We start from the raw sequence: 25674 nt of genomic DNA on the forward strand, positions 1-25674 counted from the left end.
TTATAGTATAAAAATAAATAAAGACAAGACCTTTTAATTCACTTATTCTTCATGAATAATTGTATTTTTATAAATTGAATTTTCGTCTCTTGTATTCATTTAATGCTATATATTTTACAAAAAGTTTACATAAATTGTCGTAAAAATTATTTTAACTATATTAATTTTGTAAATTTTTACGAAAAGTTACTATAATTAACTCTAACAAATTAAATACTATAGTCATAATTTAATATATTCGCCCTTGCTTCACTTATAAAATAAAGTGAGCCTGTAATTAAAATTAAATCATCTTCTTCGTATTTTTCTTTATAAAATTTGAGTGCCTCATCTATTGGGAGAACTTCAGCTTTAAGTCCATATTCTTCAGCTTCTTTTTTAAGCTCATTTGAATCAGACCCTCTCTTATAATCAAGAGGTGTAATTACAATTTCTTTAGTATAATTTGAAATCAACTTAAGCATCTTTTTATGCTCTTTGTCTGATAAAACTGACATTATTAAACGAAGATTATTGTAGTTGAAATTTTCAATAGAATTTATTAAATTTTTAATTCCATCAAAGTTGTGAGCTCCATCGAGAATTATTAGAGGATCTTTTGATACAATTTCCATTCTGCCTGCCCAAATTGAGCTTTCTATTCTCTTCTTTATTTTTTGAATGTTAATATTTAATAAACCCTTTTTATTTAAAAGATAAAGTGAATAAATTGCTCCGATGGCATTTTCTATTTGATAAATACCAATTTGTTTTAAGCTAAATTCATAAAAGTCGTTAAGTTTTATTTTAAATCTAGAACCTCTTAAATCTGATTCAATAACTTCAACCTCTAAATCTTTAGTTTCATAAAGTTCTGATGATTTTAATTCTGCTTCTCTTCTTATAACTTTTAAAATTTTTTCATCTTTATTAGTTGTTACTGTTAGTCCCTTTTCAGTAATTATTCCAGCCTTTGCATCTGCTATTTCTTCAATAGTATCGCCAAGGTATTCCATGTGATCCATTGAGATTGAAGTTATTATTGAAATTAATTTCTCATCACTTGAGAAAATATTTGTAGAATCTGCTCTTCCGCCCATTCCTACTTCTATAACACAAATATCCACTTTTTTCTTGTCATAGTATATTATTGACATAATTGTCAAAAATTCAAAAAGATTTAATTCTCCGAATTCATCAATAATTTCAGGTTCTTTTTTTATTATAAATTCTGCAATTTCTACAAAATCTTCTTCAGAAATTTCATTATCTCCAATTTTAATTCTATCTCTATAAGTTATTAAATGAGGAGATACGAAGCTTCCCACTTCGTAATCCTCTTTTAATATATCCTTCATAAAATTTACTGTTGAGCCCTTGCCATTTGTTCCTGCAACATGAATTACTTTTAAATTCTTGTGAGGTGAACCAATTATTTCTAAGAATTTTTTAATTCTAATATTTCCTTTGGACTTAAATTTTCCAATACGGCTCTCTATATTTTTTACAGCATCTAAATATTTCATAGATTTTTTTCAACCTTTGCAATTTGCTCTTCAACGGTTTTTAAAATTTCTTCATATTTTGAAACTTTTGCCTTTTCTTCCTCTATTAGCTTTTCCGGAGCTTTTGACACAAATCCTTCATTAGAAAGTTTGCCTTTTGCTCTTTTAAGTTCTGAATCAGCTTCTTTTTTATCCTTTTGAAGTCTCGCAAGCTCTTTTTCAAAGTCTACAAGTTCTTTAAGTGGAAGTTGAATTTCTGCTCTATCAAGTACAATTGCTATATTTTCAGAATTTTTCTTTGTTTCATCATCTGTAATTTCAACAGAATTTGAGTATCCAAGATTTAAAATTAAATTTTTAAGTTCTTCAAAAATTTCTTTAATTTCAGAATCTTTTGTATAAACAATTGTGTTTGATTTTTTAGAGTTTTCAATATTCATTTCAGCTCTGGCATTTCTAATTTCACGAATTGCATTTTCTATATATTCTGTAGCTTTTTCTTCTTTTTCAAATACAAATTTTTCATTGTATTTTGGCCAATCGCTCACAATTAAAGCAGTACCTCTATTAGGAAGAGCTTGCCAAATTTCTTCAGTGATATATGGCATAAATGGATGAAGAAGTTTTAAAATATTTTCTAAAACATATAATAAAACTTTTACTGTATTATTCTTTTCTTCTGCGTTGTCTGAATATAGAACTGGCTTTACAATTTCAATGTACCAGTCGCAGAAATCTGACCAAATAAAGTCATAAATATCTGATGCTGCAAGTCCTATTTCATATTTATCAATTTTTTCTGTCATTGATTTTACAACTCTTTGAAGTTTTGAAATTATCCACTTATCTTCATAATTAAGTTTTTCTACATTAAAGTTAGAATCTTCAATTTCATCAGACATATTCATCATTAAAAATCTTGTTGCATTCCAAAGTTTGTTGGCAAAGTTTCTATTTGCTTCAACTCTTTTTGTGTAGAATCTCATATCATTTCCTGGAGTATTTCCAGTTACAAGAGTAAATCTAAGGGCATCTGCTCCATATTCATCAATGATATCAAGTGGGTCAATACCATTTCCAAGAGATTTACTCATCTTTCTACCTTGGTCATCTCTTACAAGGCCATTTAAAAGTACGTCCTTAAATGGGAGCTTTCCAGTTTGTTCAAGTGCAGAAAATACCATTCTAATTACCCAGAAGAAAATAATGTCATAACCTGTTACAAGCACATTTGTTGGATAGAAATATTTAAAATCTTCTGTTTCTTCAGGCCATCCCATTGTTGAGAAAGGCCAAAGTGCTGATGAGAACCAAGTATCTAATGTGTCTTCATCTTGAGTATAGGTTTTATTTTCATGACCTGGTGTATTTGATGGATCTTCTCTTGATACTACAATTTCATCATCAGTGTCTGAATACCAAACTGGAAGTCTATGTCCCCACCAAAGTTGTCTTGAAATATTCCAATCACGAATATTTTCTAGCCAATTTTCATAAATTTTTCCAAATCTCTCAGGAATTATGTTTAGATTTCCCTCTCTGTATTCACGAAGAGCCGGTTCTGCAAGAGGTTTCATCTTTACAAACCATTGCTTAGAGATAAGTGGTTCTATAACTGTCTTACATCTTTCACAGTGACCAACAGCATTGTGGTGATGTTTTTCTCCAAGATATAATCCCTTTTCTTCAAAGTCAGCAATTATTTTCTTTCTTGCTTCAAATCTTTCAAGACCTGCATAGGCTCCTGCATTTTCATTTAAATATCCCTTGCCATCCATTATTATAAATTGACCAAGGTCATGTCTTGCTCCAACTTCAAAGTCATTAGGGTCGTGTGATGGAGTAATTTTTACTGCACCTGATCCAAATTCCATATCAACATATGAATCTGCTATAATTGGAATCTTTTTATTGTCCATAACTGGAATTACTACATATTCTCCAATTAAGTCCTTGTATCTTTCATCTTCTGGATTAACTGCAATTGCCAAGTCTCCAGGAATTGTTTCTGGACGAGTTGTGGCTATTTCTATTCCACCATCTCTATCTGCAAAGGGATATTTGAAATGCCAAATATGTCCATCTTGTTCAATATGTTCAACTTCTGCATCTGAAATTGAAGTTTCACAACTTGGACACCAGTTGATAATTCTATTGCCTCTGTAAATTAATCCCTTTTCATATAGTTCAATGAAAACTTCCTCAACAGCGTGAGATAAATTTTCATCAAGGGTAAAACTTTGTCTTGACCAATCGCATGAAACTCCTAGTTTTTTAAGTTGGTTTACAATATTTCCACCATATTCGTGAGTCCAATCCCAGGCATGTTCTAGGAATTCTTCTCTTGATATTTCATCTTTTGAAATTCCTTCTTTTTTTAATTTTTCTACAACTTTTGATTCAGTTGAAATAGATGCGTGGTCTGTTCCTGGAATCCAAAGAGCAGAATATCCTTGCATTCTTTTAGTTCTAATTAAAATATCTTGAATAGTGTTATTAAGTGCATGACCCATGTGAAGATTACCAGTTACATTTGGAGGTGGCATAACAATTGAATAAGGCTTTTTGTTTTCATCTACTTCAGCTCTAAAAAATTCATTATCCATCCAATAATCATAAATTTTTTCTTCAAACTCCTTGGGAGCGTAAGTTTTGTTTAATTCTTTCATCTTTCCTCCTAATATGTTTTTAATAAATTTTATTTTTTGTTATTTTTCTTATGAGACAGTCTAATCATTTTAGCAGGCTGCCCTTTAGGGCTGTCTGCATTTAATTAAGACTTTTATATTTATAAGGGCGGTCCTAAAGGAAAGCCCTTAAAGTTTAATTCAATTCTCTCTTAGGTCCAGTCTTAAAAAAAGTTCCTACTTCTATAAAATAAAAAAACGTCCTTCATCCTAAGGACGAAAGACGCGGTACCACCTTAATTTTTATTTTTTCAAATAAACACTCTCTATCTTTAACGAGATAAGTCGTCTAAAGCTACTAAATTCACCTTAGAAGCAAAAAAGCTACAATTATAAAAAATATAGAAACCTTCCACCAGACAGTTCCTCTCTAAGTATAAATTTTTATAACCCTCTTTTTTATTACTTATATATTATTTGTTCTCTATTGTCATATTTTGACTAGGCTGTAAAAAAGTTGTGAAACTTTTATCTGATTTAACTTCAGCTTTTTTCAAAAACACTTTTACTTTTTCATAATTTTCTAGTCCTCTTATAATTTCTTTTTCTTTTTGATGATCAGTTGGACTAGAAGTAAATATTCGTATTTTTAAATCCTTTATTTCATTTCCATTTTCATCTTCAAAAACAAGAATATATTCTGAGGTCATGAGATTTTTTTCATTTGAATAAGTATTAATTTCTAATAATAACTCTCCATTATTGAAACTTATTGGCTTTATAATGCTAGAAATAAAGCTTAAATCAATTTCTTTTGTGACAACTTCATCATTCATAGGTCCTAAAAATCCAAAAGCCCTAACTACATTGTCATATTCTTTTTTTATAATGCTCTCAACCTCTGGGCTGTTAAATTTAAAATTATAACTCTCAATTAAATCTTTATAGCTAAGTTCAAAATTATCATTTGAAGTATAAATTTCAGTTGGCCCATCAGCTCCACCGATTATTCCAATTGCACTAGCTTCATCATTTTTTATATTTTTGTATGGAAAATAATTTAAAATAAAAATTCCTACAATTCCTATTAAAAATGTTATTACTATTGCAGTTATGATTTTTCTCATATTTCCCTCCAATAATATATAAAGAAGATATCACAAAACAACTTAATAAGTCAATAACAACCTTATTTATCAATATATAAATACTGTTTTCAATATAGTACATTTATTCTACAGATTTTTATTTTTCTCTTTTGATGTATAATTAGAACTTCCTATTTTATAAAATTATCTCACTTAAAATCTTCTACATCATCAATTGTTTTAATTTCTTCTGAATCTAGACTTCCAGCAATTATTCCAATAGAAGCTACTTCACTTGGCTTTCCATATTTAATTCTCATATATAGAACATCAATTAATTTAATAATTAAAAATAAAGAAATGATAAATAAAGGCAATAATAAAATTAATTTTTTCATATTAAATTCTAAATCTATCTAGGTATAAATCCAACTTTCTTATATACTTTTCTAAGCATTTTATTTGCAAGATAGCTTGCCTTATCTGCTCCTTCTTTATAAACTTTTTCTAGATATTCCTTGTCATTTCTAATTTCTTTATATCTTTCACGAAGTGGTCTAAGTCCTTCAACTACTACTTCTCCTAAGTCTTCTTTAAATTCTCCATAGCCAAGATTTTCATATTTCTTTACAATTTCTTCTGGACTCATACCTGAGAAAGAAGCGTGAATATTTATTAAGTTTTTAAGTCCAGGTTGATCATCTGAATAATTAAATTCTCCAGATGAATCAGTTACTGCTCTTTTGATTTTCTTTCTTGTATCATCTTCTGAATCGAGAATTAATATAAAGGCATCTTTATTTGAATCAGATTTACTCATTTTTGCACTTGGATCCTTAAGTGACATTATTCTCGCACCAACTTTTGGTGTCATTATTTCAGGAATTGTAAATGTGTCTGAATATCTTGAGTTAAATCTTTGAGCTAAATCTCTTGTTATTTCAATATGTTGCTTTTGATCTTCTCCAACTGGAACATAAGAAGTTCCATATAGAAGAATATCAGCTGCCATAAGTACTGGGTAATTTAAAAGTCCTGCTTGCACATCAGTATATTTTTTTGACTTGTCTTTAAATTGAGTCATTCTTTGAAGTTGACCAAGACCAGTGATAGTGTTTAAAACCCAAGCAAGTTCAGCATGTTGTGGCACATGTGATTGAATATAAATTATTCCCTTTTCAGGATCAAGTCCTGCTGCAAGGTAAAGTGAAAGTACATCTAATGTGTTTTTTCTAAGATCCTTTGGCTCTTGAGGAACTGTTATTGCATGCATATCAGCTATACAATAGAGACAATTATATTCATCTTGAAGCCCTATAAAATTTTTTAAGGCTCCTATATAATTTCCAATAGTGAGTGAACCTGAAGGTTGAATCCCACTATAAACTATTTTCTTATCCATTTAATTTTTCCTTCTTTCTTTCTAAATAAAACATAATTAAAATACTAATAACTTCTATAAGTGTAACAATAAAACTTCCCTCTGGTCCGTACACTTTATCACATATATTTGTATTTAATATTTCAAAATTTAATAAACTATTAAAACCATTAAACCCACTCACAGGTAAACCATAAATAATTGCCATGGAAAAATTCCAACCTGCGTGAGCTCCACTGCATAACATGATATCTTCTTTATAAAATAATAATTTAGCAAAAAATATTCCAACAAGAATAGTGTTGAAAGTTGATATAAAAGTAACTCCACTATTTGCTAAATGCAAAAGACCAAAAAATATTGACGGTATATATATTGCCACATTTTTACCATATTTATCTAACAAAGCTCTTGTAAGCATTCCCCTTACTAGTAGCTCTTCTGAAGTTGACTGTATGAAAAATACTATAAAGTATGCTATGAAAAATAAATTTAAATTTTTTAAATCTAAACCCTTAAAAGAAAATCCATTTAAGACTAGTGCAATTATTACAAAAGTTGAAATTTGTAAAAATCCAATTAAAAGTCCAATGAAGATATTCTTTAATAAATTATCTTTTTTAATAAAAATATAACTAAGAGGCTTTTTCATAATATATTTAGTAATGAATAATGCTCCTAATAATTGCCCTGTAGTACCAAATAGCATTACTAAATTTGCATTTTCCCAATTACTGTTAAAAAATGTTTTACCATAAAATAAAAGAGATCCAAGCATCATAAACAGTCCACTTAGAAGTACAATTGCAATTACTGATAATATTATTTTTACTAAGGTTTTAAAAAATTTTTTCATCGATTTTTAATGTTCTCCCAAATTTCTATAACTTTTTCTCTAATTTTCTTTTCATCGATATTTACTATTTCTCTATTTCTCATAATAAATTTTCCGTCACAAATAACAGACTCTACATCATGAGAATTTGCTGAATAAACTAGCGCTGATATTAAATTGTTTCTTGGTGTAAAGGAATTTGAATCCAAATTAAATATATTTAAATCAGCAGTATAACCTTCTTTTACTAGTCCAAGATTTTTAAATCCAAGAGCTTTCGCTCCATTAACTGTTGCCATTTTTAAAATCTCAATTGCAGGTACTGCCTTTTCATTCATTTCAACTGCTTTATTTACAATTGCTCCAATGTGCATTTCCTCGATAAAGTCTTGATTATTATTTGAAGAATCCCCATCAGTACCCATTGCAATATTGATATTGTTCTTTAAAAGTTTGTCAATTGGAGTAAATCCACTTGCAAGCTTTAAATTAGAACTTGGATTGTAAACTGGATAAAACTCCTTATCCTTTACAAGTTCAATTTCTTCATCAGTGATGTGAACACAGTGTGCTGCAATAATTTGTGAATCTAAATAACCTAGTGATGCTACATATTCAATAGGTGTCATTCCATAATCTTTTTTAGAATTTTCAACTTCATTAATTGTTTCGGAAAGATGAATGTGAATTATGTTATCATAATTTTCCTTCGCTCTTTTTGAAATTTCTTTTAAAAATTCTGTGCTACAAGTATAAATTGCATGTGGTGCTGGGACAACTTTTATTCTGCCATCACTTTTATTGTGATAATTTTTATACAAATCATCAAATTCTTTTAGCTTCTTTTCTCCTTCGCCGTCCACATCTGTCATGCCACGAGTTAGCACTCCTCTAATTCCAGATTCAATTGCTGCATCTCCAACTCTGTGCATTTCATAATACATGTCGCAAAAAGAGGTTACACCTGATTTTATGTTCTCAATAATTGAAAGCATTGAAGACCAATAAATATCTTCGGCGTTTAGTTTTGCTTCTATTGGCCAAATTTCTTGTTCGAGCCAATCCATTAATTTTAAATCATCGGCATAATTTCTAAAATAACTCATTCCAAGATGAGTGTGAGCATTGACAAAACCTGGAGTTAAAAGTTTATCCTCTCCATTAATAGTTTCATCTGCTTCTAAATTTAAATCTTTTCCAATTTTTTCAATCTTATTCCCATTGATAAAAATATCTGCATTATCAACTATTTTTTCATTCTCAATATCTAAATAAGAAATATTTTTTATAAGTACGCTCATAATTCCTCCAATAAAAATATTATATCAAAGATTAGAAAGTTTTTTTAGTAAGATTAAATTGTTTATTGTATTTCATATTTGATATAATAATTTTATGAATGGAAATTATCTCGATTTAAATGTAATTTTTGATATTATTGGCACAATTGCCTTTGCAATATCTGGCGCAATACTTGGTGCAAGAAAAAATATGGATATCCTTGGTGTTATTGTACTTGGACTTGTAACAGCTCTTGGAGGTGGATTTGTAAGAGACCTTGTCCTTGGAATTAATCCACCAAAGATGTTTCAAGATTCAACTAATGCAATAATCTCAACTATATCTGCAGTAATTGTATTTTTATATTATTCAATAAGACTTGATATAATAAATAGAAATTGGATTAAGTCTATGAATTCTCTTATGACAATTTTTGATACAATTGGTCTTGCTTCCTTTACAATCACAGGAATTAGTACTGCCCTATCTCTTGGATATGACAAGAAATTTCTTTTAATTTTTGTCGGAACTATAACAGGAGTTGGCGGCGGAATGATAAGAGATGTGCTCTCTGGTTCAATTCCCTTTATTTTTAAGGAACAAATTTATGCAGGCGCCTGCATATTAGGGGCAATCGTATTTATAATTTGTTACAACTTTTTAAATTATGAAGCTTCAATGATAATTTCTTTTTTTGCAGTTTTAATTATAAGACTAATTGCAGTTAAGAGAAATTGGAATTTGCCAAAGATATCAAATTAGTAATCCCCATTCTGGGGATTTTTATTTTTTAAGGAGGAATTATGGCAGTAGCAGAATTAACACTTATACCTATTGGAACAGAAAAAACTTCAGTAAGCCCCTATATAGCAGCTGCACTTGATGCAATTGGTGAAGTTGAAGGCTTAAGTTACGAACTAAATCCAATGGGCACAATTTTATCTCACAGAGATTTAGGTGTCTTATATAATGTTATAAGAAAAATGCAAGAATCAGTTTTTGAAAATGGAGCAAATAGAGTTTACTCAGTAATTAAAATTGACGATAGACGCGACAAAGATTATACATTTAAAGATAAAGTTAAATCAGTTAATGAAAAAAGACTTACAAAATAATTATACTTTGGAGGAATTATGTATCAAGGATTTTTAACAGATGTCGGTGGAGTTAAGCTTGGACATAGCCAAGACTTAGAAGCTCTAACTGGCGTTTCAGTAGTTTTATGTGAAGAAGGATTTACAGCAGGTGTCGATGTACGTGGAGCAGGTCCAGGAACTAGAGAGACTGATCTACTTCGCGCAGAAAATTTAGTACAAAAAATTCATGGTCTTTTCTTAACAGGTGGCTCAGCCTACGGACTTGATGTCGGTGGTGGAATTATGAAATATCTCGAAGAAAAAGGTCATGGTTTTGATGTAGGAGTTGGGCTTGTTCCCATTGTACCTGGTGCAGTTTTATTTGATTTAGCAGTTGGAGATTCTAAAATTCGCCCTGACTTTAAAATGGGATATAAGGCATGTCAAAATGCAAAAGAAAAAGATGAAACTATGGGAAATTACGGCGCAGGAACTGGAGCAAGCGTTGGAAAAATTTTAGGTAATGACTATGCCATGAAAACTGGAATTGGTCAATCATCTCTTAAAGTTGGAGATTTAGTTGTATCTTCTATTGTTGCACTTAATGCCCTTGGAGACATATATGATTATGAAAAGGGCGAAAGAATTGCAGGAGTTTACGATAGAGAAAATAAAAAGTTTTTAAATACAAATGAACTTTACGAAAATAAGTTTAAGGGATATAATCAAAGTGTTAGCCTTGCAAATACAACAATATCTGTAATTGCAACTAATGCAAAACTCTCTAAGGCAAATTGTAACAAAATTTCTCAAATGGCTCATGATGGATATGCAAGAAGTATAAATCCAGTGCATACTATGAATGACGGAGACACAATTTTTACAATTGCATCAGGTGAAGTAGAATCAGATATTAATTTAATTGGAATACTAGCAGCAAAATCAATTTCAAGATCTATTGCAAATGCAGTATATTCAAGTTGTGATTGCGGAGGGCTCGTAAGTTATAATAGCATCTAAAGATGCATGAATTTTGAAGGGTATCTAAATGAACCCTATCGGAGGTACAAATGAATAAAACTACTGTAAGAAACAGAAAGCTAGTAATAGCTTCAATGCTTGGCGCAATAACAATTGTGCTTGGAATGACACCACTGGGAATTATTCCACTTGGATTTATAAATCCAACTACTATGCACATACCAGTCATAGTAGCAGCAATTGCTGAAGGTCCCCTAGTGGGAGCACTTGTTGGACTTATTTTTGGGATTTCATCTCTTCTCAATGCAATTTTAAGAAATGCAAGTCCTGTGGCATTTGTATTTTACAATCCACTCATTTCTATTTTGCCAAGAGTGCTAATTGGAATAACAACTTATTATTCCTATGCAGCTTTCCAAAATTTAAGTCATAAGAATTTGAGAAACTTAGCAAAAGTTCTTTGGGCTTTAGTTGCAGCCTTTCTAGGATTTTTACTTTACAAGAACATCTCAACTGGTGCAAGCTTAGTTCAAATTACTGCAGTGTCAATTCTTCTTTTAATTTGTTTGGGATTTTTCATATATTCCTTTAAAACAAGCGAAGAAGACTTCCCTATTGCAATCGGTGCTTTTGTCGGATCTATGACTAACACTGTGCTTGTACTTGGCGGAATTTACTTAATCTATGCTCAAAAGTATGTAGAAGCTTTAAATATTCCAATTGAGACTGCAAAGTCTGCAATCCTTGGTGTTTCTATTACTTCAGGAATACCTGAGGCAATACTTTCTGTTATAATTACAACAGCTGTTATAAAAGCATTAAAATCAAGGAGGAGTTAGAATGCTACTTGCAATTGATGTTGAAAATAAAAATACAATCTTTGGACTTTTTGAAGATGACAAACTTCTCACAAGTTTTTCCGTGAAAACTGACAGACAAAGAACTGTAGAAGAAATTAGCCTTACAATAAAACTAATTTTAATGGATAGAGATATGAATTTATCAAAAGTTGATGAGGTTATAGTTTCTACAGTTGTGCCAGAATTACAACAAACTTATGATATGTTATCTAAAGATATAACAAAAAAACCTGCCAAATTTATATCAGCAGGACTTAAAGTTGGAATAAATATAAAATGTGAAAATCCAAAGAGCGTTGGCTCAGATAGAGTTATAAGATCAGTTGCAGCTTCTAATAAATATAAAGAAAATATAATAATAATATCTGCATCATCTATTACTACAATTGATTTTATAAGTAATAAAAAAGAATTTATGGGAGGACTTATTCTTCCGGGAATAGATTTGTTCCAAAAATCACTTTATTCTGAATCATCAAAACTTCCAAGAGTTGATATAAAAGCATCAGAAAAAGTTGTTGGCAATAGTACAGTAAATGCCATGCAAAATGGAATTTATCACGGGTATAAAAATGCCGTAGTTGGAATAATAGAAGACATATTAAAAGAATATTCTCTTAAAAAAGAAGACACAAAAATTATAGTAACTGGTTCACATGCAGAATATTTAAAAAACAATAAGTTTGATTTTATTGTAGAAAAAGATTTAGGACTTTATGGACTAAATATAATAAATAGTTTAAATTAAAATTAGCCTCGCTTATACGAGGCTTTATTTTATATATTTAATTAAATTTTCATTACTTACTTGATGGAATTTAAGAGTAAAGTCTGACAAATCTACAATTTTTTTCATTGTAAATTTAAACAAATCAATATCTCCAGTAATATAGAAATCTATTGTTCTATTTGGAATTTCTTCATTATCAAAAGGAATCTTTAGCTCATCCATTGCATCTAAAACAGTTTTATAAGCCGGATCTACAAATAAAACCTCTCTTCCCATCTCCTTTAAAACTCTTTTGAAAGAAAACTCTACAATTGGATAATGAGTGCAACCTAAAATCAAAGTGTCATAATCAAAATCTTCAAACTCATCTAAGTATTTTTTCACAATTGGGTCAATGTACTCTCTTTTAAATCTCCCCTGCTCCACTGCAATAGTTAAGTCTGGACAGTAAACTGATTTTAAAGTTATCTCCGGATCTAGTTTTTTTATTTTCTTTTCATAAAAACCACTTTTTACAGTTGCCTTTGTTGCAACAAGTCCAATTTTTTTGTTTTTTGTCCTTTCAATTGCATTTTCTGCACCAGGATCAACTACACCTAGGATTGGATAATCATAAATCTTTCTAGTAGCACTTAGACCATAACTTGTGGCGGTGTTACAAGCAATAATTGAAAGCTCAACATTTAAATCTTTTAGAAAACCCATTGCTTCAATTGAAAACTGTCTAATTTCAGAAGGAGTCTTTGCACCATAGGGCATTCTCGCAGTGTCTGCAAAAAAAGCAAAATTTTTATTTTTTATTTTATTTAAAGCAACTTTTAAAACAGAGAGTCCGCCGACACCACTGTCATAAAAGCCAATAAGATTTTTTTTCATATTTATCAACTCTTAATATATAATACTATAAAAATTATAATACAAAAAGAATAAAAATATATAGTATTAATGTGAATTTATTATTAAAATGACTGAAATAAAATCTTATTTTAAATTAAGTTCCATAGATACATGTTCGATTCCATCTTCTAAGAAATATTCAGAAACTTCAACAAATCCGTGTTTCTTATAAAAATCTATGGCATAAGTTTGTGCTTCAATATAAATTTTATCAGCATCTAAACTTCTAGCAGCTTTTATCCCTTCATCTAAGATTAAACTTCCAAGACCTCTTCCCCTGTCATAAGAAATAACACGGCCAATTGCTGCTACATTATTTTCTCTATCTTTTACAAAAACTCTTAGATAAGACTTAATCTCTCCATCTTCTTCATACCAAAGATGAATTGACTTTTGGTCCATGTCATCAAGTTCTTTATAAGGACAATTTTGTTCAACAACAAATACATCTACTCTAAGTTTAATAATTTTATAAAGTTCATAAATATTTAATTCATCAAATTTTTTAATTTTTAATTTCATAATACCTCTTCTAAATTTGTATTTAAATAAGTATATCAAATTCTAATCAAATAAATGTTATAATTTATATATTACTTCTAGAGTTGATTATATGAGTAGCAGTGTTTTAATTTTTACGAAATATTCAAATGGATCTGCATCAATTGGATATGAGGATTATGGTGTTGATTCTTTCGATGGTTCTTATTTTGAAGTGACTTACAATTTAGATAAGAAAAATTTTAAGTTACTTAAAAGAAGTTTAAATGTCAATCCTCATAAAGATATAGAATCCGCTCTAATAGAAAAGTTTGGTAAAAATTTTGATTCTCTTAAATTTGAAAATCATTGCAATGATTTTGATATAGACTACGAAAAGTATGTACATATAGATTAAGATAACTCCAAGATTTTATAAGTTTTTAAAAAATATATTGTACAAGAATATCTCATGTGATAGAATTTAAAATCTGTTTAAAATTATTTTGATTGGAGGTATAGCTTGAATTACAATATATCAGAATTTACTAAAAAGATTTTTAAAATAATTTTACCCATTACTTTTCAACAATTTATGCTCGCTCTTGTGTCTGCTTCTGATGCTTTAATGCTTGGACTTGTGTCTCAAGATGCTCTTTCAGCAGTATCACTTGCAGGGCAACTCACATTTGTAGAAAATTTATTTTTAGCAGCAATGTCCATAGGACTTTCAATGTTAGCGGCTCAATATTGGGGCAAGCGCGACAGAAATTCAATTGAAGACATCTTTGCCTATGTAATGAAAATAACTTCATTAATATCCTTAGTATTTTTTGCAGTCAGTTTATTTATGCCTGAAGCACTTATGAAGATTTTTACAAGTGATGAAGTGCTTATAAAATATGGAGTAGGTTATCTTCGAACAGTTTCATTATCATTTTTACTAGCAGGCATATCGCAAATATATTTAACAATTTTAAAAAACACAGGAAAAGCTGTGCTGGTAATGGCGGTCAGTACATTTTGCGTAATTATAAATATAATATTAAATGCCGTATTTATTTTCGGGCTTTTTGGGATGCCTAGAATGGAAGTAGAAGGTGCAGCACTTGCTACAGTGATATCCTGGGTCTTAGAAGTTGCGATTTGCATAATAATTACTCACAATAGCGGAAAAGTAAAATTAAAATTAAATAAAATATTAAATATAAATAAAGCTTTAAGAGGCGACTTTTTAAAATACACAATGCCAATATTAGGCAATCAAATAGTGTGGGGATTAGGATTTACAATGTATACTGTAATTATGGGACACCTTGGAACAGATGCAGTCGCTTCAAACTCCATTGCAAATATTGTAAAAAATTTAGTAGTGTGCTTTTGCATAGGACTTAGCAATGGTGGAGCTATAATAGTTGGAAATGAGCTTGGAGCTGGAAGACTTGAAAGAGCAAAACTATATGGCCATAAGCTGACAAATGTGGCGATAATTTACGGAATAATTGCAGGAATAATTATGATTTCATTGTCACCAATAATAGTTAATAATATTAGCTTAAGCGACACGTCAAAATATTATTTAAGATGGATGATAATACTATGTGCAATTTATATGGTTGCAAAATCTGTTAACACAACACTTATAGCCGGAATTTTCTGTGCAGGTGGAGATTCAAAATTTGGATTTATTTGTGACACAATAACAACGTGGTCATTCTCTGTACCACTTGGCTTCTTAGCAGCATTTGTCTTTAACTTGCCAGTTTTAGCAGTCTTTGCAATAATTAATTTAGATGAAGTAGTAAAACTTCCCGCAGTTTATAAACATTATAAAAAATACAACTGGGTTAGAGATTTAACAGTAAAAAATGCATAAATATTAAAATATAAAAGACCGAGAGTTAAAAACTTTCGGTCTATATTTTTACTATTAAATTTTATAATATTTAACTTATGGAATTATTATCTTAGTCCCCACGTTCCCTTACCTAAACCATCTACTGAAAAAAAACAAATCTTTTTTCCCTTCAAATGCCTGGCTATCAGATGAATGTCTTTGAATTTCAGCTCTAATTCCAGCTTTCGTATTAACAGTAAGTTCTTTTCTGGAAAAAATTTCGAACTCATTATATAACTCTTTATAATTAGCCTTTCCTCCGAGATTTTCTAATGCTTTAATAACATATTCTAAGTTAGTCACAATCGCATCTTCTTATTCCCATTCTTCTTTTTCAAACATACGGTATATCTCAAACCATTCAAAATACTACATTCTATTTTTTCTAGTATCACTAAATCCGTCTAATTATAGAACATTTTCAGATTTTTAGTCCCATCCCAGTCCCAGTACCGGTCCATTAAAAATAGTGTTTATAAAAAATGGAACTTTCTAAGAGTTAAGTAGTGAATCATCCTTGTCTTCATCAGCATTAAAAAGTATTTCTATTGATTCAGAAATATCTGAAATTAATACTTTGATAGAATTAGCTTCATCTTCTGAGTACTGAGCATCAATATCTGCTTCTTCTATTTTTTTATCATTAAATATATGTCGTATCATTTCTATATAATCAAATTCCAATTCTTTTCCATCTTGAGTTAATATTTTTACATAATCATTTCCTTCTTCTCTGTAAAATTTTAATTTCATTAAATTATACCCCCTTATAGGATCTAAAATTATATTTCTTTATTCGTTTTTTTATCGAAGGTTTTCCTCCATCTGTCAATTCTGCAATCCAATCTAGTGTTTTTTTACCTTTTATTTCTGATTCTAAAGGTGCAGAATTAATATATAATTTTCCTCCATCATTTTCACATATTATTAAGTTTTGAGCATCTCCTAGCATCGGTATTGTAGCATTATGAGAAACCAAGATAACCTGTTTATCTTCTTTTATCTTTTTTATCATTTCAATTAAATCATGATTAATATATTTAGTTGCTAAATTATCTTCTGGCTGATCAATAATTATTGGTGCAAAATTTGCCTCATATCCTAAAATCAAATCTAAAATTACAGCTGATTTCCAACCAGGACTTAAACTTTGATAATCTTTTCCGTCATTTGTTATAATTCGATACTCTTTTTTATTTGTATTCTCAATAGACTTATATACTTTATTTGCTAAATCAGTATGTGAATTGATTTTTGGCCTCTGTGAAAACTTGTTTTTCTCAAGTATATTTGGAACTAATTCATCAAAATTATTTAATCTATTTTCATTTGTTAAGCATCTATTAATAGATTCTACCAATTCATCCTCTGTAAGTTTAAATGAATTTTTAATACTTAAAGTGTGGCCAGACACAACTATTTCTTTTGTTTCAAAAGCAACATCAAATTTTGATAGCTCCGATTTCGCATAATAAAAATCTTTAAGTGCTTTTAATGAATCATGTATATAACTAAGCAGTTTTTCCCTATCATTTTTTATTTGTGTGATTTTTCTGTCATTTTCAATATTCTTTTTGTTCAAAATTTCTAGTGACTCGTGAATATTATCTATAAAAACACCATTTATCGCAGAAATAAGAACCAGGTCATCTAACGCCTTATTTAATGCATTTATTTCACTATCTTTGCTATCTATTATTGGATGGTTGTTAAGCATCTCTTTAATATTCTCTAGTGTCATTTTATATTCTTCTATAATTGCCACGGATACTGACAAATTGTCAATTACATCATCATTTGGTTTTATCTTTTCAATCGCATTTTCTTTTATTTTTTCATTTGTAATAAGAAAATTTGGTGTTTTAATATGTGAAAAATCATCCTTAAGTTTTTCAAGTTTTTCAGCACTATCAACTAGTATATTAATTAATTCTTTCAATCTTTTTAAACTATTTCTTATACTAATTATAGTTTCTTTTTCCTCTGGAAAAACCTTATCTATTATTGGTATTTCCCCTAAATCATTTTCACTATCTTTTATTATTGACATAATGAAATTTTGGCTAATATAATAAGGGCTAACGCCTGTTGGATTCTCTATTTCAATATTTTTCACATCAAAATAATTATATTTAGATTCCTTAAAATCATTTTTAGTTCTCCTAACTAAACTATCCACAAATAATGTTTTTCCACTTGAAGAACCACCTATAACTACATTTAATCCAGGAGTCATATTTACGTCAATTTCAATTTTTTCATTTTTGAGTTCGACTCTACCAAAAGTTTTTGTCCAATTTTGTGGTGGTTCAGTGTTATAATATAACCTAGATTCTTCTGAGAGAGACAACCTCAAACCATCAAAACTTGGATCAGCAAGCATCCATGTAGGAGTAAAATCTTCTGCTTCTTTAGATTTTGTTTTTGGATAAATCTCTGGATTATAATTATCCGTACAAGTAATAAGGTTAACAAATTCATTAATACCTATTCTTTTGAAATATTCCTTTGTACTTTCAATCCCTTTGCTACTTCTTGATGTAAAACCATCAAAATGATTATGATAAATACTTTGTTCCATCGATGTGTCGAATCTAGTTTCCTTTGATGTTGCTTTATCGAAAGTTCTATGCGATTGTCCTCCATGGGGTAATAATAAAAAATCATAAGTATCAAAAGCATTGATAATCATTTCGATATTAGGTGTATTCTGATCCTCATCATTAATAATTTTATTGGGATATAGCTCATCTAATTTTTTGTTTAATAAATCTATATTCTTTTCATTAATATCTACATTAAAAATAATATGGCAATGATATGGTGGTGCATCTTCATATTTTTTTATGTGAAGTTCTACTCCTAACAGTACCGATACATTTTCCTTTATTAAATCCAGATAGGCTTTTTTATTAATCGTATTATGATCGGTTAGGGAAATAAGAACCGGATTGTTTTTTGCCATTTTATTAATATTCTTTAATAATTCTTTCACATTATAACAGTCATTTAATTTATTTGGATTTTCTGAAGTGTGAATGTGTATATCTACATAAGTTGATTTCATTAGATTCCTCCAACAATTATATCCTATCTCCATAAGGTAAAGTTTTAATATAGTTTTCCATATATTTCCAATCAGGTATATATCCTTTCTCAGAATACTTTTTGCTTTTATCGTATACATAGTCATTACCATCCATCAAAACTGGTAATTTTATTGTAAAATCTTTTCTAAAATGTGAGTTTAGTTCTCTTCCAAAAGCTTGATATTTTATTTTGCACTCATTCCTTATAAGAGTTGAGATAAATAATTTTGTGTGAATACTAAGCTGTTCTTTCTCTTGCAATATCCCAACATTTTGCGCCGTATAGAATGGCTCTTTTTGAATAAAACAAGACCCAAGAAAGCTTCCACCTAATGCTAATGACATGGCACCAGCAGGGAAGGGATTTTGACCTTCAACTTCATCAACAAATCCTACAACACCATTACCATTGCTATCACGAGATACATAATTGTACTTTGGATTATCATTAGTTGTAGCTATTGCATCTATCCCATTACCCATCGATGTTTTAAATAATTTGTGCAAATAAAATTCTTTCCAATTATTGACAATTATAAGACTTTGATTTTCTGAATTTTTAGTTCTGATGGGTTTATGGTGTAATGATTTCATATATTTTTCCATCCATTCCCAATCAGGAGTTCCATTTTTTGTTGCAGGCAAATTAATTTTAGACTTAATCATTCTTTCAGGACGCCATTTTCTACCATACCCCCATCTATACCTATCTTTCATTATAATAGAGGCTACAAATAAACCAGTAAAATAGTTAAAATCACCGTCTTTTCTATAAAGTGGATTTACATCATGACTGCAAGTAAATTCTGATTCTTGATAATATGCATATCCAACTGAGCCATTATTTGTTACACAAACTGATTTTCCAGGAAATATTTTTTATTTAGAGATTCATTTGGTAATTTTCCTGTTTTTGATGCAGAATCAATCTCATCTATAGTATAATGTGCAGTAATTCCATTGTTTTTATCTGTAGCCCCTAAAAATGGTATCGTTCCATTTCCTGACTCTTCTGGTTTTTTATTATAAAATCCTTTTTCAATTATAAATACTTCTGTAAATAAAAAAGTTTTCCAGTTATTAAAATCAATCTTCATAAATATATCCCTCTTTTATTAGGTAAGATAAATAATCATTAAGAACTTTTTGAAAATCTGATTCTTCTAATGTTGTATAATCAGTTTCCATATATGCCTCAGCAAGCCATTCATCTTTCCAAGTAACTCTTTTCATTACAGATAATCCAGGAACTTCTTTTTTATTTTTATATAAATCAAGCCACTCATCTTTTGTACTAGCCCATAAACTATTTCCATTAGAATCAGTTTTTTCTATTCTACCTAGACCTTTTCTTTTTATAAATTTATCGTCTTTAAAATAGCCAAAAAAAGTTTCTTTATTAGATCTTTCATGTTTTTGAGATAAATCAAAAATCATACAACAAGCTATAGCAGCAGCACCTGGATAAAACATTTCATTTGGTAGTGAAAAAACAGCTTCTAAAGTATAATTATCTAGCATCTTCTTTTTAAATTTTTTCACATCTCCACTGTTTCCTATAGCTGCTTGCATTGGTAATAATACCGCTATCTTTGAATTAGCTGGTATATGTCTTGCAACATATTCTACAAAATGGAAACCTTTAGATGGATCTTCCTTTTTGCTTGACCCCCAATTTTTTACATATTCTGGGTCACAAAATTTTCTCGTAGCATTATAAGGTGGATTCATAAGAACGACATTTATATTCTTATCTTTTATCCATTCTCCACGTTCAAACATTGATGCTTGAATTACATTTGAATTTCCATCGCCATGAATAAGCATATTTGTTGAAGAAAGTCCAAATGCTCCATCTTCATATTCTATTCCATAAATTTGATTTCTTTTAACTTCCTCACGTTCTTCTTCAGTTTCACAATCATCCATTGCATCAGTCATTGCCCTAACTAGGAACGCACCACTTCCCTCTCGTGTCAAGCTAATGACAATAATTATATTAATGGATAATAAAATTAAAAGCAGTCAACTTTATTAAGTCAACTGCTTTTTTAAAATATTATATTACTTTAACCCATTAAATAATTTGTAACTTTCAAATATGGATAGAATTTGATCAACTTTTAGGATTCTTAAATTATCAATATTTCCATATCTGATTGCTTGTTTTAGCTGATTTTTTGTAAATAAAACATTATAATCCTTTTTTACCCATTTTTCTATAAAGTCTTCATACTTTATATATTCTTTCATGGACATATTATAGGAAGTTCTTTTTAGTTTTATCAGCACTACCTCAACACTGGGTATGGGATGAAAATATCTTTTAGGAATATTGTATAAAATTGAAATTTCATAAAATGGAGCTAACATTAGGCCCATTTTACGGTTTAAGTCTTTTAATCTTTTTGCAAACCCTAATTCCACTATTAAGTAAATCTCATCTGCATATTTTTCTAAACTAAGTTTACGAATAATAGAAGTACTCAAATTAAATGGAATATTTCCAAAAACTTTATACTTAAATGTAGATGGTAATTCATAAGACATAAAGTCATGATTAACAATTTTTATATTATCTAGATCTGAAAATTTGTTGTTTAATATAGGAATTAATTCACTGTCTATTTCAATAGCAATTACCTGTTTAGCCCTTTCCACAAAGTATTGAGTAAAATGCCCTTTACCTGGACCAATTTCAAAATAAACATCATTAGAATTCACGTCTATCTTCTTACATATTTTGTTTATATCATTAATAGAAGTTACAAAATTTTGTCCAAATCTAACACTTTTTCTGTTCATTATAACCTTTACCTTTCTGGTTATAATGAACCTTTTTTAGTTCATTATAACCGGTTAATTAATCGATTGGTTTAATGAACTGTTTCTTAATCTGATATGATAAATGCCACCATATATTTGCATATTATGTCCTCCTTAAATTATTAATGCATCTTTAATACATTAATTTTTAGAGAAACTATTTTTCTCTTTTTCATTATATCACTTCTAAGTATCCACTTCAACAACAGCTTTTTGATAGTTTATTGAATTTGGATACTAGCTATTATCTAAAATTTACTTATAATATTTCATTTCCTCTAACTACAATCGACACAATATATTTTTCGATTAAATCTTTAGTTAGTTTTTCTTCTTGGATATTCTCTTGATGAATAACGATTTTTATTTTCTCATTCTTTAAAAAACCTATTTCAAAATCATCGATGATTTTCAGAAGACTTTCATCGGCTTTCTTGAGTTTACTTTTTATCGTTTTTTCATCGTCCATTTCATGAAAAATAATATAATTGGTTTCTATTGATAGTTCGTATACTTTTGATCGTGCTGGGTTTATCAACTTCTCAATGGCTAAATCTCCTGTTCCTAAAGATCCTCCATAAGTTAGAATAAAAATTAATTCATCTTCTTTTTCCAAGTAATCATTGATAAATATTCTTTGACAATTTGTGGCATAGACCAAAAATAAAGTGGAGTTTGGATAATCGTGCGCTCATCTTTATCTGTAATAGTTTCATGAGTAATAAGAATAAATTCTTGACCAATCTTAGTTGTCAACTTCTTAGCAATATGTTCGGTATTTCCCGTACCAGAAAAATAATAGATCATTTATATCTATCCTCCATTTTATTACCTTAAAATCTTCTTATAAACTTGTAGTAACAGTTTACGTCATAATATATACTATTATTCTATAGCTAATTAGATTTAAATTATATAGATTTATTGAAAATTTGGTTAATATTTACAAATAGAATCAAAAAATATTTCCGATATAATATGTAAAAATAAGTGCTTCTAGGCATTAAAAGAGGGCAACTGTTATGTCACCCTCTTCTAGCTTACTTCCATTCAATTTTTAGAATCTGATTTCCTCTAACTATGATTGATTTGATGTCCTTTTCCATCAGCTTTCTTGTTAACTTTTCTTCATGCATATTTGCTTGTTGAACAACTTTCTTTGATTGTTCATTTATCAAAGCATCAATTTCTTCATCAAGTTTTTTCTTTTCCTCTATGAAATCAAGTCTTGTCATTTTTCCTAGTTTATATTTCTCATAAGAAGCAAGCTTTTTAGATTCTAAATCTTGTATGAGAACATCAGAGTCAATTAGATACTTCTTCTGCTCTTGTATTTCAGAAGAAATATCACATTTAACTTTAATCGCTTCTAATACTAACGGTTCAACTTTATCAGCATTAGACCCTATTATCTTTACTCCATCATTCTTACAATAACGACATCTAAAATATCGATGTTCTTTTACTGTGCCATCTTTCCTTTGTCTCTTTGATCTTGTCATTGCTAAAACATGACCACACTCAGGGCAATATAAAAACCCTTGTAATGGTGAGTGATTGTGCCATTTATAATCTGTATTCTTGTCCTTAAAACGCTTAGAAGCTTTTAACTCCTGAACCTCATCAAATACATCTTTAGATATTATCTCCTCATGATTATTAACGACTCTTCCCCAGTCTTCTTTAGGGAGATATTTACTCTTTTCTTTTGTTCCATTAACTAATGACTTATCTACTCGGCTATAGATATAAGTTCCTGTGTAAATCTCATCGGCCAGAATATCTATTACGGAAGAGAAGTTCCACGCTGGATTGTCCTTAATTGTTGTGTATCTGTTTGAGTAGTCCATTTTGGTTAACTGAAGCTTTCTTTGAGCTGGTGTAATTATCTCGTTTTCATTGAGATAATCCTTAATTTTCCTTGTAGATAGACCTTCAAGATAAAGTTCATAAATCTTCTTTACCACCCAAGATGTTTCCTCATCTGGAATAATCTTGTATTTGTCCTCAGGATCTTTCATATAGCCATATGGTGGATTCCATGATTGTATTTTTCCTTGCTCATTCAAAGTTTTCTTTACTGCCTTAACTTTAGCAGAAGCATCTTTTGCATAAAAGTCATACATAAGATTCTTGAATTGAACATCAAGTTCAACACCATTTCCAACTTCTTTTGAACTATCATAGCCATCATTAATTGCTATAAATCTGATCCCCATAAAAGGAAAGATATTTTCAAGATAATCTCCCATCTCTATATAATTTCTCATAAATCGTGACATATCCTTTACAATGATACAGTTTATCTTTCCTTGTTTTACCTTTAAAAGAAGCTTATCCAAGCCAGGTCTTGAAGTAGTGCTACCACTATAGCCCTCATCAATAAATTCTTCTATATTTGTCTTTTTAAGCTCTTGGTCATTAAAGATGAAGTTCTTTATAATATTTCTTTGAGAATTTATAGTGTCTTCTGTATGCCCTAGATTCCCTTTTTCAAGTACGGATATTCTAAGATAAATAGCAGTATTAATCATTTGACCTCATCTCCCTTCCACCTAAAAAGCCTTTTAAGCTAATTTCTATAGTTTCATTATCATATATATCAATACGTTCAATATATTTCTGAACAATATCTTCATCTAGCTTGATGTCTTTATTGGAAAATAGATTATCAAATAATCCTATTTCCTCTTCAGCTTGAGCTTCTATTGAAAGGATTTCAAGGTCAAGATCACTTAAGTTCTTTTCATAGATGGTTAGGTTGTCTTTTTGATAAGTCTAGACTTTCCTTTTTTGCCACTCTTGAATTATCAAAATCACCATTCTTGACTTGTCCTTTTGACAAGTCTTGATTTTCCCTTTTGATTGATCTAAGCTCTTCATTTCTAAAAATACTCATAAAATCTTTGACATAAATTTTAGTAGGATTACCCTGGCCTGCCCTCTTTTTTGTAATAAGACCAATCTTCTCAAGATCTTTAATAAGTTTTACTGCCTTTTTAATACCACAAGCAAGTTGTGCGGCTGTTTCCTCAACAGTAAAGTAGATATAAACCCTTCCATTTTCATCTACCCAGTTATTCTTATAAGATAAGGTACTCCTTGACAGATACATGGAATAAAGCACCTTAGCATCTATTGATAGGCTTTTAAACGTTTCATCTTCAATAAGAACTATAGGTAAGCGGATAAACCTAAAGCTTTCAGCGTCTCTCCCATAGAAATAATCAAAATCCATTCACTTCACCTCATCTCAATAAAAAAAGACATCTAAAATTTCTCTTAAATGCCTCTCTCCTTATCTTTCTTGTTGCTGGTGTTTTTCTTTCACCTTGTCTTTAACTACTGTATTTTTCACTTTCACCTTAAACTTATTTAAAATATCCCTTGTTGAATTTCTCTTATTTTCTTTCTTTTCATATCTTTCTATAGCTTTTTTAAAGGCTAGATCCATAGCCTTAGTATCTTTTGCCTGGAAGAATACAGAGTATAGTCCTGCCTCCTTATTCTTCATTACAGAAAACCTTACTCCATATCGGTTAAGTTGTTTTTTAAGTTCCTTGACTTCACCTTTTTGTAGTTCAATATTTTCAAGCTGACCTTTTTTAACCATATCCTTAAGTCTCCTTGAATTAGTCTTCCTTTTCTCACTAAGATAGTCAGCAAGTGGTTGGCTTTTTTCAGCTGCATCTTCCATAATCTTTTTAATTGCCTTAAAGATTGCTTTTGCTGAATACTCTGCAACCTTAATCTCAATATTTATAGCCTTATTATTGACTTCGTCATTTACCATGCAGGTAACCTCCTTTCTAGGGAAATAAAAAAAACGGCCCAGACTTTTATATCTGAACCACTAAGATTTATTAAAAGATTTCATGTATTGTTATAATATTAATTATTAACTAGCTCCTCTTTAAATATTTTTGTTAAATGATTTAATGAGTAGTTTACACGATTTGGTTTAAGCCAATCATCTAAAAACATAATAAGCTCTTCCTAAGATCTTAAAGCATCCTCTGCTATAGCATATATATAAAACCTTATTTAGTATCCATAGTTATATACTACCACCATTTCTTGTTTTACGTATTGATGTTTATCCCATGGTTCATTTTTTTGTACATATGGTGAAAACCTTTATA

28 protein-coding genes and 1 other annotated feature are annotated in these 25674 nt (G+C 29.6%); of the genes, 7 read left to right on the forward strand and 21 right to left on the reverse strand.

All coding sequences use genetic code 11. The annotated features are described in order from the left end of the window. Positions 1-209: 209 nt before the first annotated feature. From KQI68_RS05115 to KQI68_RS05145, 7 genes are all read right to left on the reverse strand, one after another. Positions 210-1505 carry a bifunctional folylpolyglutamate synthase/dihydrofolate synthase gene (locus KQI68_RS05115; protein WP_216549063.1) on the reverse strand — a complete coding sequence of 432 codons (1296 nt, stop codon included), beginning with the start codon at positions 1503-1505 and terminating at the stop codon, positions 210-212. Further along, positions 1502-4153 (reverse strand): valine--tRNA ligase, encoded by a 2652-nt coding sequence (locus tag KQI68_RS05120; RefSeq protein ID WP_216549064.1) that lies wholly within the window; start codon positions 4151-4153, stop codon positions 1502-1504. The genes KQI68_RS05115 and KQI68_RS05120 overlap by 4 nt, the downstream gene beginning before the upstream one ends. Positions 4154-4380: 227 nt before the next feature. Continuing rightward, positions 4381-4583: a binding site (T-box leader), on the reverse strand. A gap of 1 nt (position 4584) precedes the next feature. After that, entirely contained in the window at positions 4585-5238 is a 654-nt protein-coding gene (locus KQI68_RS05125) for a hypothetical protein (RefSeq protein ID WP_216549065.1), read from the reverse strand. A 170-nt stretch (positions 5239-5408) separates the two neighbouring features. Beyond that, complete coding sequence (locus KQI68_RS05130; protein WP_216549066.1) at positions 5409-5597, reverse strand: hypothetical protein; 189 nt, start codon at positions 5595-5597, stop codon at positions 5409-5411. A gap of 14 nt (positions 5598-5611) precedes the next feature. Further along, positions 5612-6601 (reverse strand): tryptophan--tRNA ligase, encoded by a 990-nt coding sequence (trpS, locus tag KQI68_RS05135; protein WP_216549067.1) that lies wholly within the window; start codon positions 6599-6601, stop codon positions 5612-5614. Then, on the reverse strand, positions 6594-7436 hold the full coding sequence (locus tag KQI68_RS05140) for a CPBP family intramembrane glutamic endopeptidase (protein WP_216549068.1): 843 nt from the start codon (positions 7434-7436) through the stop codon (positions 6594-6596). The genes trpS and KQI68_RS05140 overlap by 8 nt, the downstream gene beginning before the upstream one ends. Beyond that, positions 7433-8716 (reverse strand): amidohydrolase, encoded by a 1284-nt coding sequence (locus KQI68_RS05145; protein WP_216549069.1) that lies wholly within the window; start codon positions 8714-8716, stop codon positions 7433-7435. Before KQI68_RS05145 ends, KQI68_RS05140 begins: the two co-directional genes overlap by 4 nt. A gap of 94 nt (positions 8717-8810) precedes the next feature. On the opposite strand from KQI68_RS05145, the gene KQI68_RS05150 reads away from it, so the two are divergent. The 5 genes from KQI68_RS05150 to KQI68_RS05170 are packed head-to-tail and all read left to right on the forward strand — an operon-like array spanning position 8811 to position 12361. After that, positions 8811-9458 (forward strand): trimeric intracellular cation channel family protein, encoded by a 648-nt coding sequence (locus tag KQI68_RS05150; RefSeq protein ID WP_216549070.1) that lies wholly within the window; start codon positions 8811-8813, stop codon positions 9456-9458. Between the two features lie 41 nt (positions 9459-9499). Beyond that, positions 9500-9811: an MTH1187 family thiamine-binding protein gene (locus KQI68_RS05155; protein ID WP_216549071.1), complete on the forward strand. Its 312-nt coding sequence runs from the start codon at positions 9500-9502 to the stop codon at positions 9809-9811. 18 nt (positions 9812-9829) lie between these two features. Beyond that, positions 9830-10792 carry a P1 family peptidase gene (locus tag KQI68_RS05160; RefSeq protein ID WP_216549072.1) on the forward strand — a complete coding sequence of 321 codons (963 nt, stop codon included), beginning with the start codon at positions 9830-9832 and terminating at the stop codon, positions 10790-10792. A 50-nt stretch (positions 10793-10842) separates the two neighbouring features. Continuing rightward, positions 10843-11592 carry an ECF transporter S component gene (locus KQI68_RS05165; protein WP_216549073.1) on the forward strand — a complete coding sequence of 250 codons (750 nt, stop codon included), beginning with the start codon at positions 10843-10845 and terminating at the stop codon, positions 11590-11592. Position 11593: 1 nt separating this feature from the next. Next, complete coding sequence (locus tag KQI68_RS05170; protein WP_216549074.1) at positions 11594-12361, forward strand: type III pantothenate kinase; 768 nt, start codon at positions 11594-11596, stop codon at positions 12359-12361. A 24-nt stretch (positions 12362-12385) separates the two neighbouring features. Here the strand turns inward: KQI68_RS05170 and murI are convergent, their stop codons facing one another. Both murI and KQI68_RS05180 read right to left on the reverse strand, forming a co-directional pair. Continuing rightward, positions 12386-13219, reverse strand: a complete 834-nt coding sequence (gene murI / locus KQI68_RS05175) for a glutamate racemase (RefSeq protein ID WP_216549075.1) — start codon at positions 13217-13219, stop codon at positions 12386-12388. 105 nt (positions 13220-13324) lie between these two features. Further along, positions 13325-13762, reverse strand: coding sequence for a GNAT family N-acetyltransferase (locus KQI68_RS05180; protein WP_216549076.1), 438 nt, complete (start codon positions 13760-13762; stop codon positions 13325-13327). Between the two features lie 91 nt (positions 13763-13853). Here KQI68_RS05180 and KQI68_RS05185 point away from each other — a divergent pair, with 91 nt between their 5' ends. After that, positions 13854-14138: a hypothetical protein gene (locus KQI68_RS05185; protein WP_216549077.1), complete on the forward strand. Its 285-nt coding sequence runs from the start codon at positions 13854-13856 to the stop codon at positions 14136-14138. 105 nt (positions 14139-14243) lie between these two features. Further along, a complete protein-coding gene (locus KQI68_RS05190; RefSeq protein ID WP_216549078.1) occupies positions 14244-15596 on the forward strand; it encodes an MATE family efflux transporter in 1353 nt (450 codons plus the stop codon). A 108-nt stretch (positions 15597-15704) separates the two neighbouring features. Here the strand turns inward: KQI68_RS05190 and KQI68_RS05195 are convergent, their stop codons facing one another. The 12 genes from KQI68_RS05195 to KQI68_RS05250 all read right to left on the reverse strand — a co-directional run bounded on the left by KQI68_RS05195 (position 15705) and on the right by KQI68_RS05250 (position 25325). Beyond that, positions 15705-15920 (reverse strand): hypothetical protein, encoded by a 216-nt coding sequence (locus KQI68_RS05195; protein WP_216549079.1) that lies wholly within the window; start codon positions 15918-15920, stop codon positions 15705-15707. 189 nt (positions 15921-16109) lie between these two features. Then, positions 16110-16370, reverse strand: a complete 261-nt coding sequence (locus tag KQI68_RS05200; protein ID WP_216549080.1) for a hypothetical protein — start codon at positions 16368-16370, stop codon at positions 16110-16112. 4 nt (positions 16371-16374) lie between these two features. Beyond that, complete coding sequence (locus KQI68_RS05205) at positions 16375-18684, reverse strand: PHP domain-containing protein (RefSeq protein WP_216549081.1); 2310 nt, start codon at positions 18682-18684, stop codon at positions 16375-16377. 16 nt (positions 18685-18700) lie between these two features. Continuing rightward, complete coding sequence (locus tag KQI68_RS10480; protein ID WP_343221669.1) at positions 18701-19582, reverse strand: restriction endonuclease subunit S; 882 nt, start codon at positions 19580-19582, stop codon at positions 18701-18703. Continuing rightward, positions 19555-19803 carry a restriction endonuclease subunit S gene (locus KQI68_RS10430; protein ID WP_216549083.1) on the reverse strand — a complete coding sequence of 83 codons (249 nt, stop codon included), beginning with the start codon at positions 19801-19803 and terminating at the stop codon, positions 19555-19557. The genes KQI68_RS10480 and KQI68_RS10430 overlap by 28 nt, the downstream gene beginning before the upstream one ends. Beyond that, entirely contained in the window at positions 19793-20686 is an 894-nt protein-coding gene (locus KQI68_RS05220; protein WP_281422238.1) for an HsdM family class I SAM-dependent methyltransferase, read from the reverse strand. The genes KQI68_RS10430 and KQI68_RS05220 overlap by 11 nt, the downstream gene beginning before the upstream one ends. 84 nt (positions 20687-20770) lie before the next feature. Then, the gene (gene erm, locus KQI68_RS05225) at positions 20771-21511 is read right to left on the reverse strand and encodes a 23S ribosomal RNA methyltransferase Erm (protein ID WP_216549085.1); all 741 of its coding nucleotides are present in this window, start codon (positions 21509-21511) and stop codon (positions 20771-20773) included. A 280-nt stretch (positions 21512-21791) separates the two neighbouring features. Further along, positions 21792-22148 carry a hypothetical protein gene (locus tag KQI68_RS05230; RefSeq protein WP_045078622.1) on the reverse strand — a complete coding sequence of 119 codons (357 nt, stop codon included), beginning with the start codon at positions 22146-22148 and terminating at the stop codon, positions 21792-21794. Next, positions 22127-22339 (reverse strand): NAD(P)H-dependent oxidoreductase, encoded by a 213-nt coding sequence (locus KQI68_RS05235; RefSeq protein ID WP_216549086.1) that lies wholly within the window; start codon positions 22337-22339, stop codon positions 22127-22129. The genes KQI68_RS05230 and KQI68_RS05235 overlap by 22 nt, the downstream gene beginning before the upstream one ends. A gap of 233 nt (positions 22340-22572) precedes the next feature. Next, positions 22573-24066 carry a recombinase family protein gene (locus KQI68_RS05240; RefSeq protein ID WP_216549087.1) on the reverse strand — a complete coding sequence of 498 codons (1494 nt, stop codon included), beginning with the start codon at positions 24064-24066 and terminating at the stop codon, positions 22573-22575. Positions 24067-24278: 212 nt separating this feature from the next. Beyond that, the gene (locus KQI68_RS05245; RefSeq protein WP_216549088.1) at positions 24279-24770 is read right to left on the reverse strand and encodes a replication initiator protein A; all 492 of its coding nucleotides are present in this window, start codon (positions 24768-24770) and stop codon (positions 24279-24281) included. A gap of 60 nt (positions 24771-24830) precedes the next feature. Continuing rightward, a complete protein-coding gene (locus KQI68_RS05250; RefSeq protein ID WP_025642388.1) occupies positions 24831-25325 on the reverse strand; it encodes a PcfB family protein in 495 nt (164 codons plus the stop codon). Between the last annotated feature and the right edge of the window lie 349 nt (positions 25326-25674).

The sequence above is a fragment of the Peptoniphilus ovalis genome (assembly GCF_018919265.1).
Lineage (GTDB): Bacteria > Bacillota > Clostridia > Tissierellales > Peptoniphilaceae > Peptoniphilus_A > Peptoniphilus_A ovalis.

Bases quoted from the DNA above. Each gene is read 5' to 3' on its own strand.
- KQI68_RS05115 (WP_216549063.1), bottom strand. From the start codon at position 1,505: ATGAAATATTTAGATGCTGTAAAAAATATAGAGAGCCGTATTGGAAAA.
- KQI68_RS05120 (WP_216549064.1), bottom strand. From the start codon at position 4,153: ATGAAAGAATTAAACAAAACTTACGCTCCCAAGGAGTTTGAAGAAAAA.
- KQI68_RS05125 (WP_216549065.1), bottom strand. From the start codon at position 5,238: ATGAGAAAAATCATAACTGCAATAGTAATAACATTTTTAATAGGAATT.
- KQI68_RS05130 (WP_216549066.1), bottom strand. From the start codon at position 5,597: ATGAAAAAATTAATTTTATTATTGCCTTTATTTATCATTTCTTTATTT.
- trpS (WP_216549067.1), bottom strand. From the start codon at position 6,601: ATGGATAAGAAAATAGTTTATAGTGGGATTCAACCTTCAGGTTCACTC.
- KQI68_RS05140 (WP_216549068.1), bottom strand. From the start codon at position 7,436: ATGAAAAAATTTTTTAAAACCTTAGTAAAAATAATATTATCAGTAATT.
- KQI68_RS05145 (WP_216549069.1), bottom strand. From the start codon at position 8,716: ATGAGCGTACTTATAAAAAATATTTCTTATTTAGATATTGAGAATGAA.
- KQI68_RS05150 (WP_216549070.1), top strand. From the start codon at position 8,811: ATGAATGGAAATTATCTCGATTTAAATGTAATTTTTGATATTATTGGC.
- KQI68_RS05155 (WP_216549071.1), top strand. From the start codon at position 9,500: ATGGCAGTAGCAGAATTAACACTTATACCTATTGGAACAGAAAAAACT.
- KQI68_RS05160 (WP_216549072.1), top strand. From the start codon at position 9,830: ATGTATCAAGGATTTTTAACAGATGTCGGTGGAGTTAAGCTTGGACAT.
- KQI68_RS05165 (WP_216549073.1), top strand. From the start codon at position 10,843: ATGAATAAAACTACTGTAAGAAACAGAAAGCTAGTAATAGCTTCAATG.
- KQI68_RS05170 (WP_216549074.1), top strand. From the start codon at position 11,594: ATGCTACTTGCAATTGATGTTGAAAATAAAAATACAATCTTTGGACTT.
- murI (WP_216549075.1), bottom strand. From the start codon at position 13,219: ATGAAAAAAAATCTTATTGGCTTTTATGACAGTGGTGTCGGCGGACTC.
- KQI68_RS05180 (WP_216549076.1), bottom strand. From the start codon at position 13,762: ATGAAATTAAAAATTAAAAAATTTGATGAATTAAATATTTATGAACTT.
- KQI68_RS05185 (WP_216549077.1), top strand. From the start codon at position 13,854: ATGAGTAGCAGTGTTTTAATTTTTACGAAATATTCAAATGGATCTGCA.
- KQI68_RS05200 (WP_216549080.1), bottom strand. From the start codon at position 16,370: ATGAAATTAAAATTTTACAGAGAAGAAGGAAATGATTATGTAAAAATA.
- KQI68_RS05205 (WP_216549081.1), bottom strand. From the start codon at position 18,684: ATGAAATCAACTTATGTAGATATACACATTCACACTTCAGAAAATCCA.
- KQI68_RS10430 (WP_216549083.1), bottom strand. From the start codon at position 19,803: ATGAAGATTGATTTTAATAACTGGAAAACTTTTTTATTTACAGAAGTA.
- erm (WP_216549085.1), bottom strand. From the start codon at position 21,511: ATGAACAGAAAAAGTGTTAGATTTGGACAAAATTTTGTAACTTCTATT.
- KQI68_RS05235 (WP_216549086.1), bottom strand. From the start codon at position 22,339: ATGATCTATTATTTTTCTGGTACGGGAAATACCGAACATATTGCTAAG.
- KQI68_RS05240 (WP_216549087.1), bottom strand. From the start codon at position 24,066: ATGATTAATACTGCTATTTATCTTAGAATATCCGTACTTGAAAAAGGG.
- KQI68_RS05245 (WP_216549088.1), bottom strand. From the start codon at position 24,770: ATGGATTTTGATTATTTCTATGGGAGAGACGCTGAAAGCTTTAGGTTT.
- KQI68_RS05250 (WP_025642388.1), bottom strand. From the start codon at position 25,325: ATGGTAAATGACGAAGTCAATAATAAGGCTATAAATATTGAGATTAAG.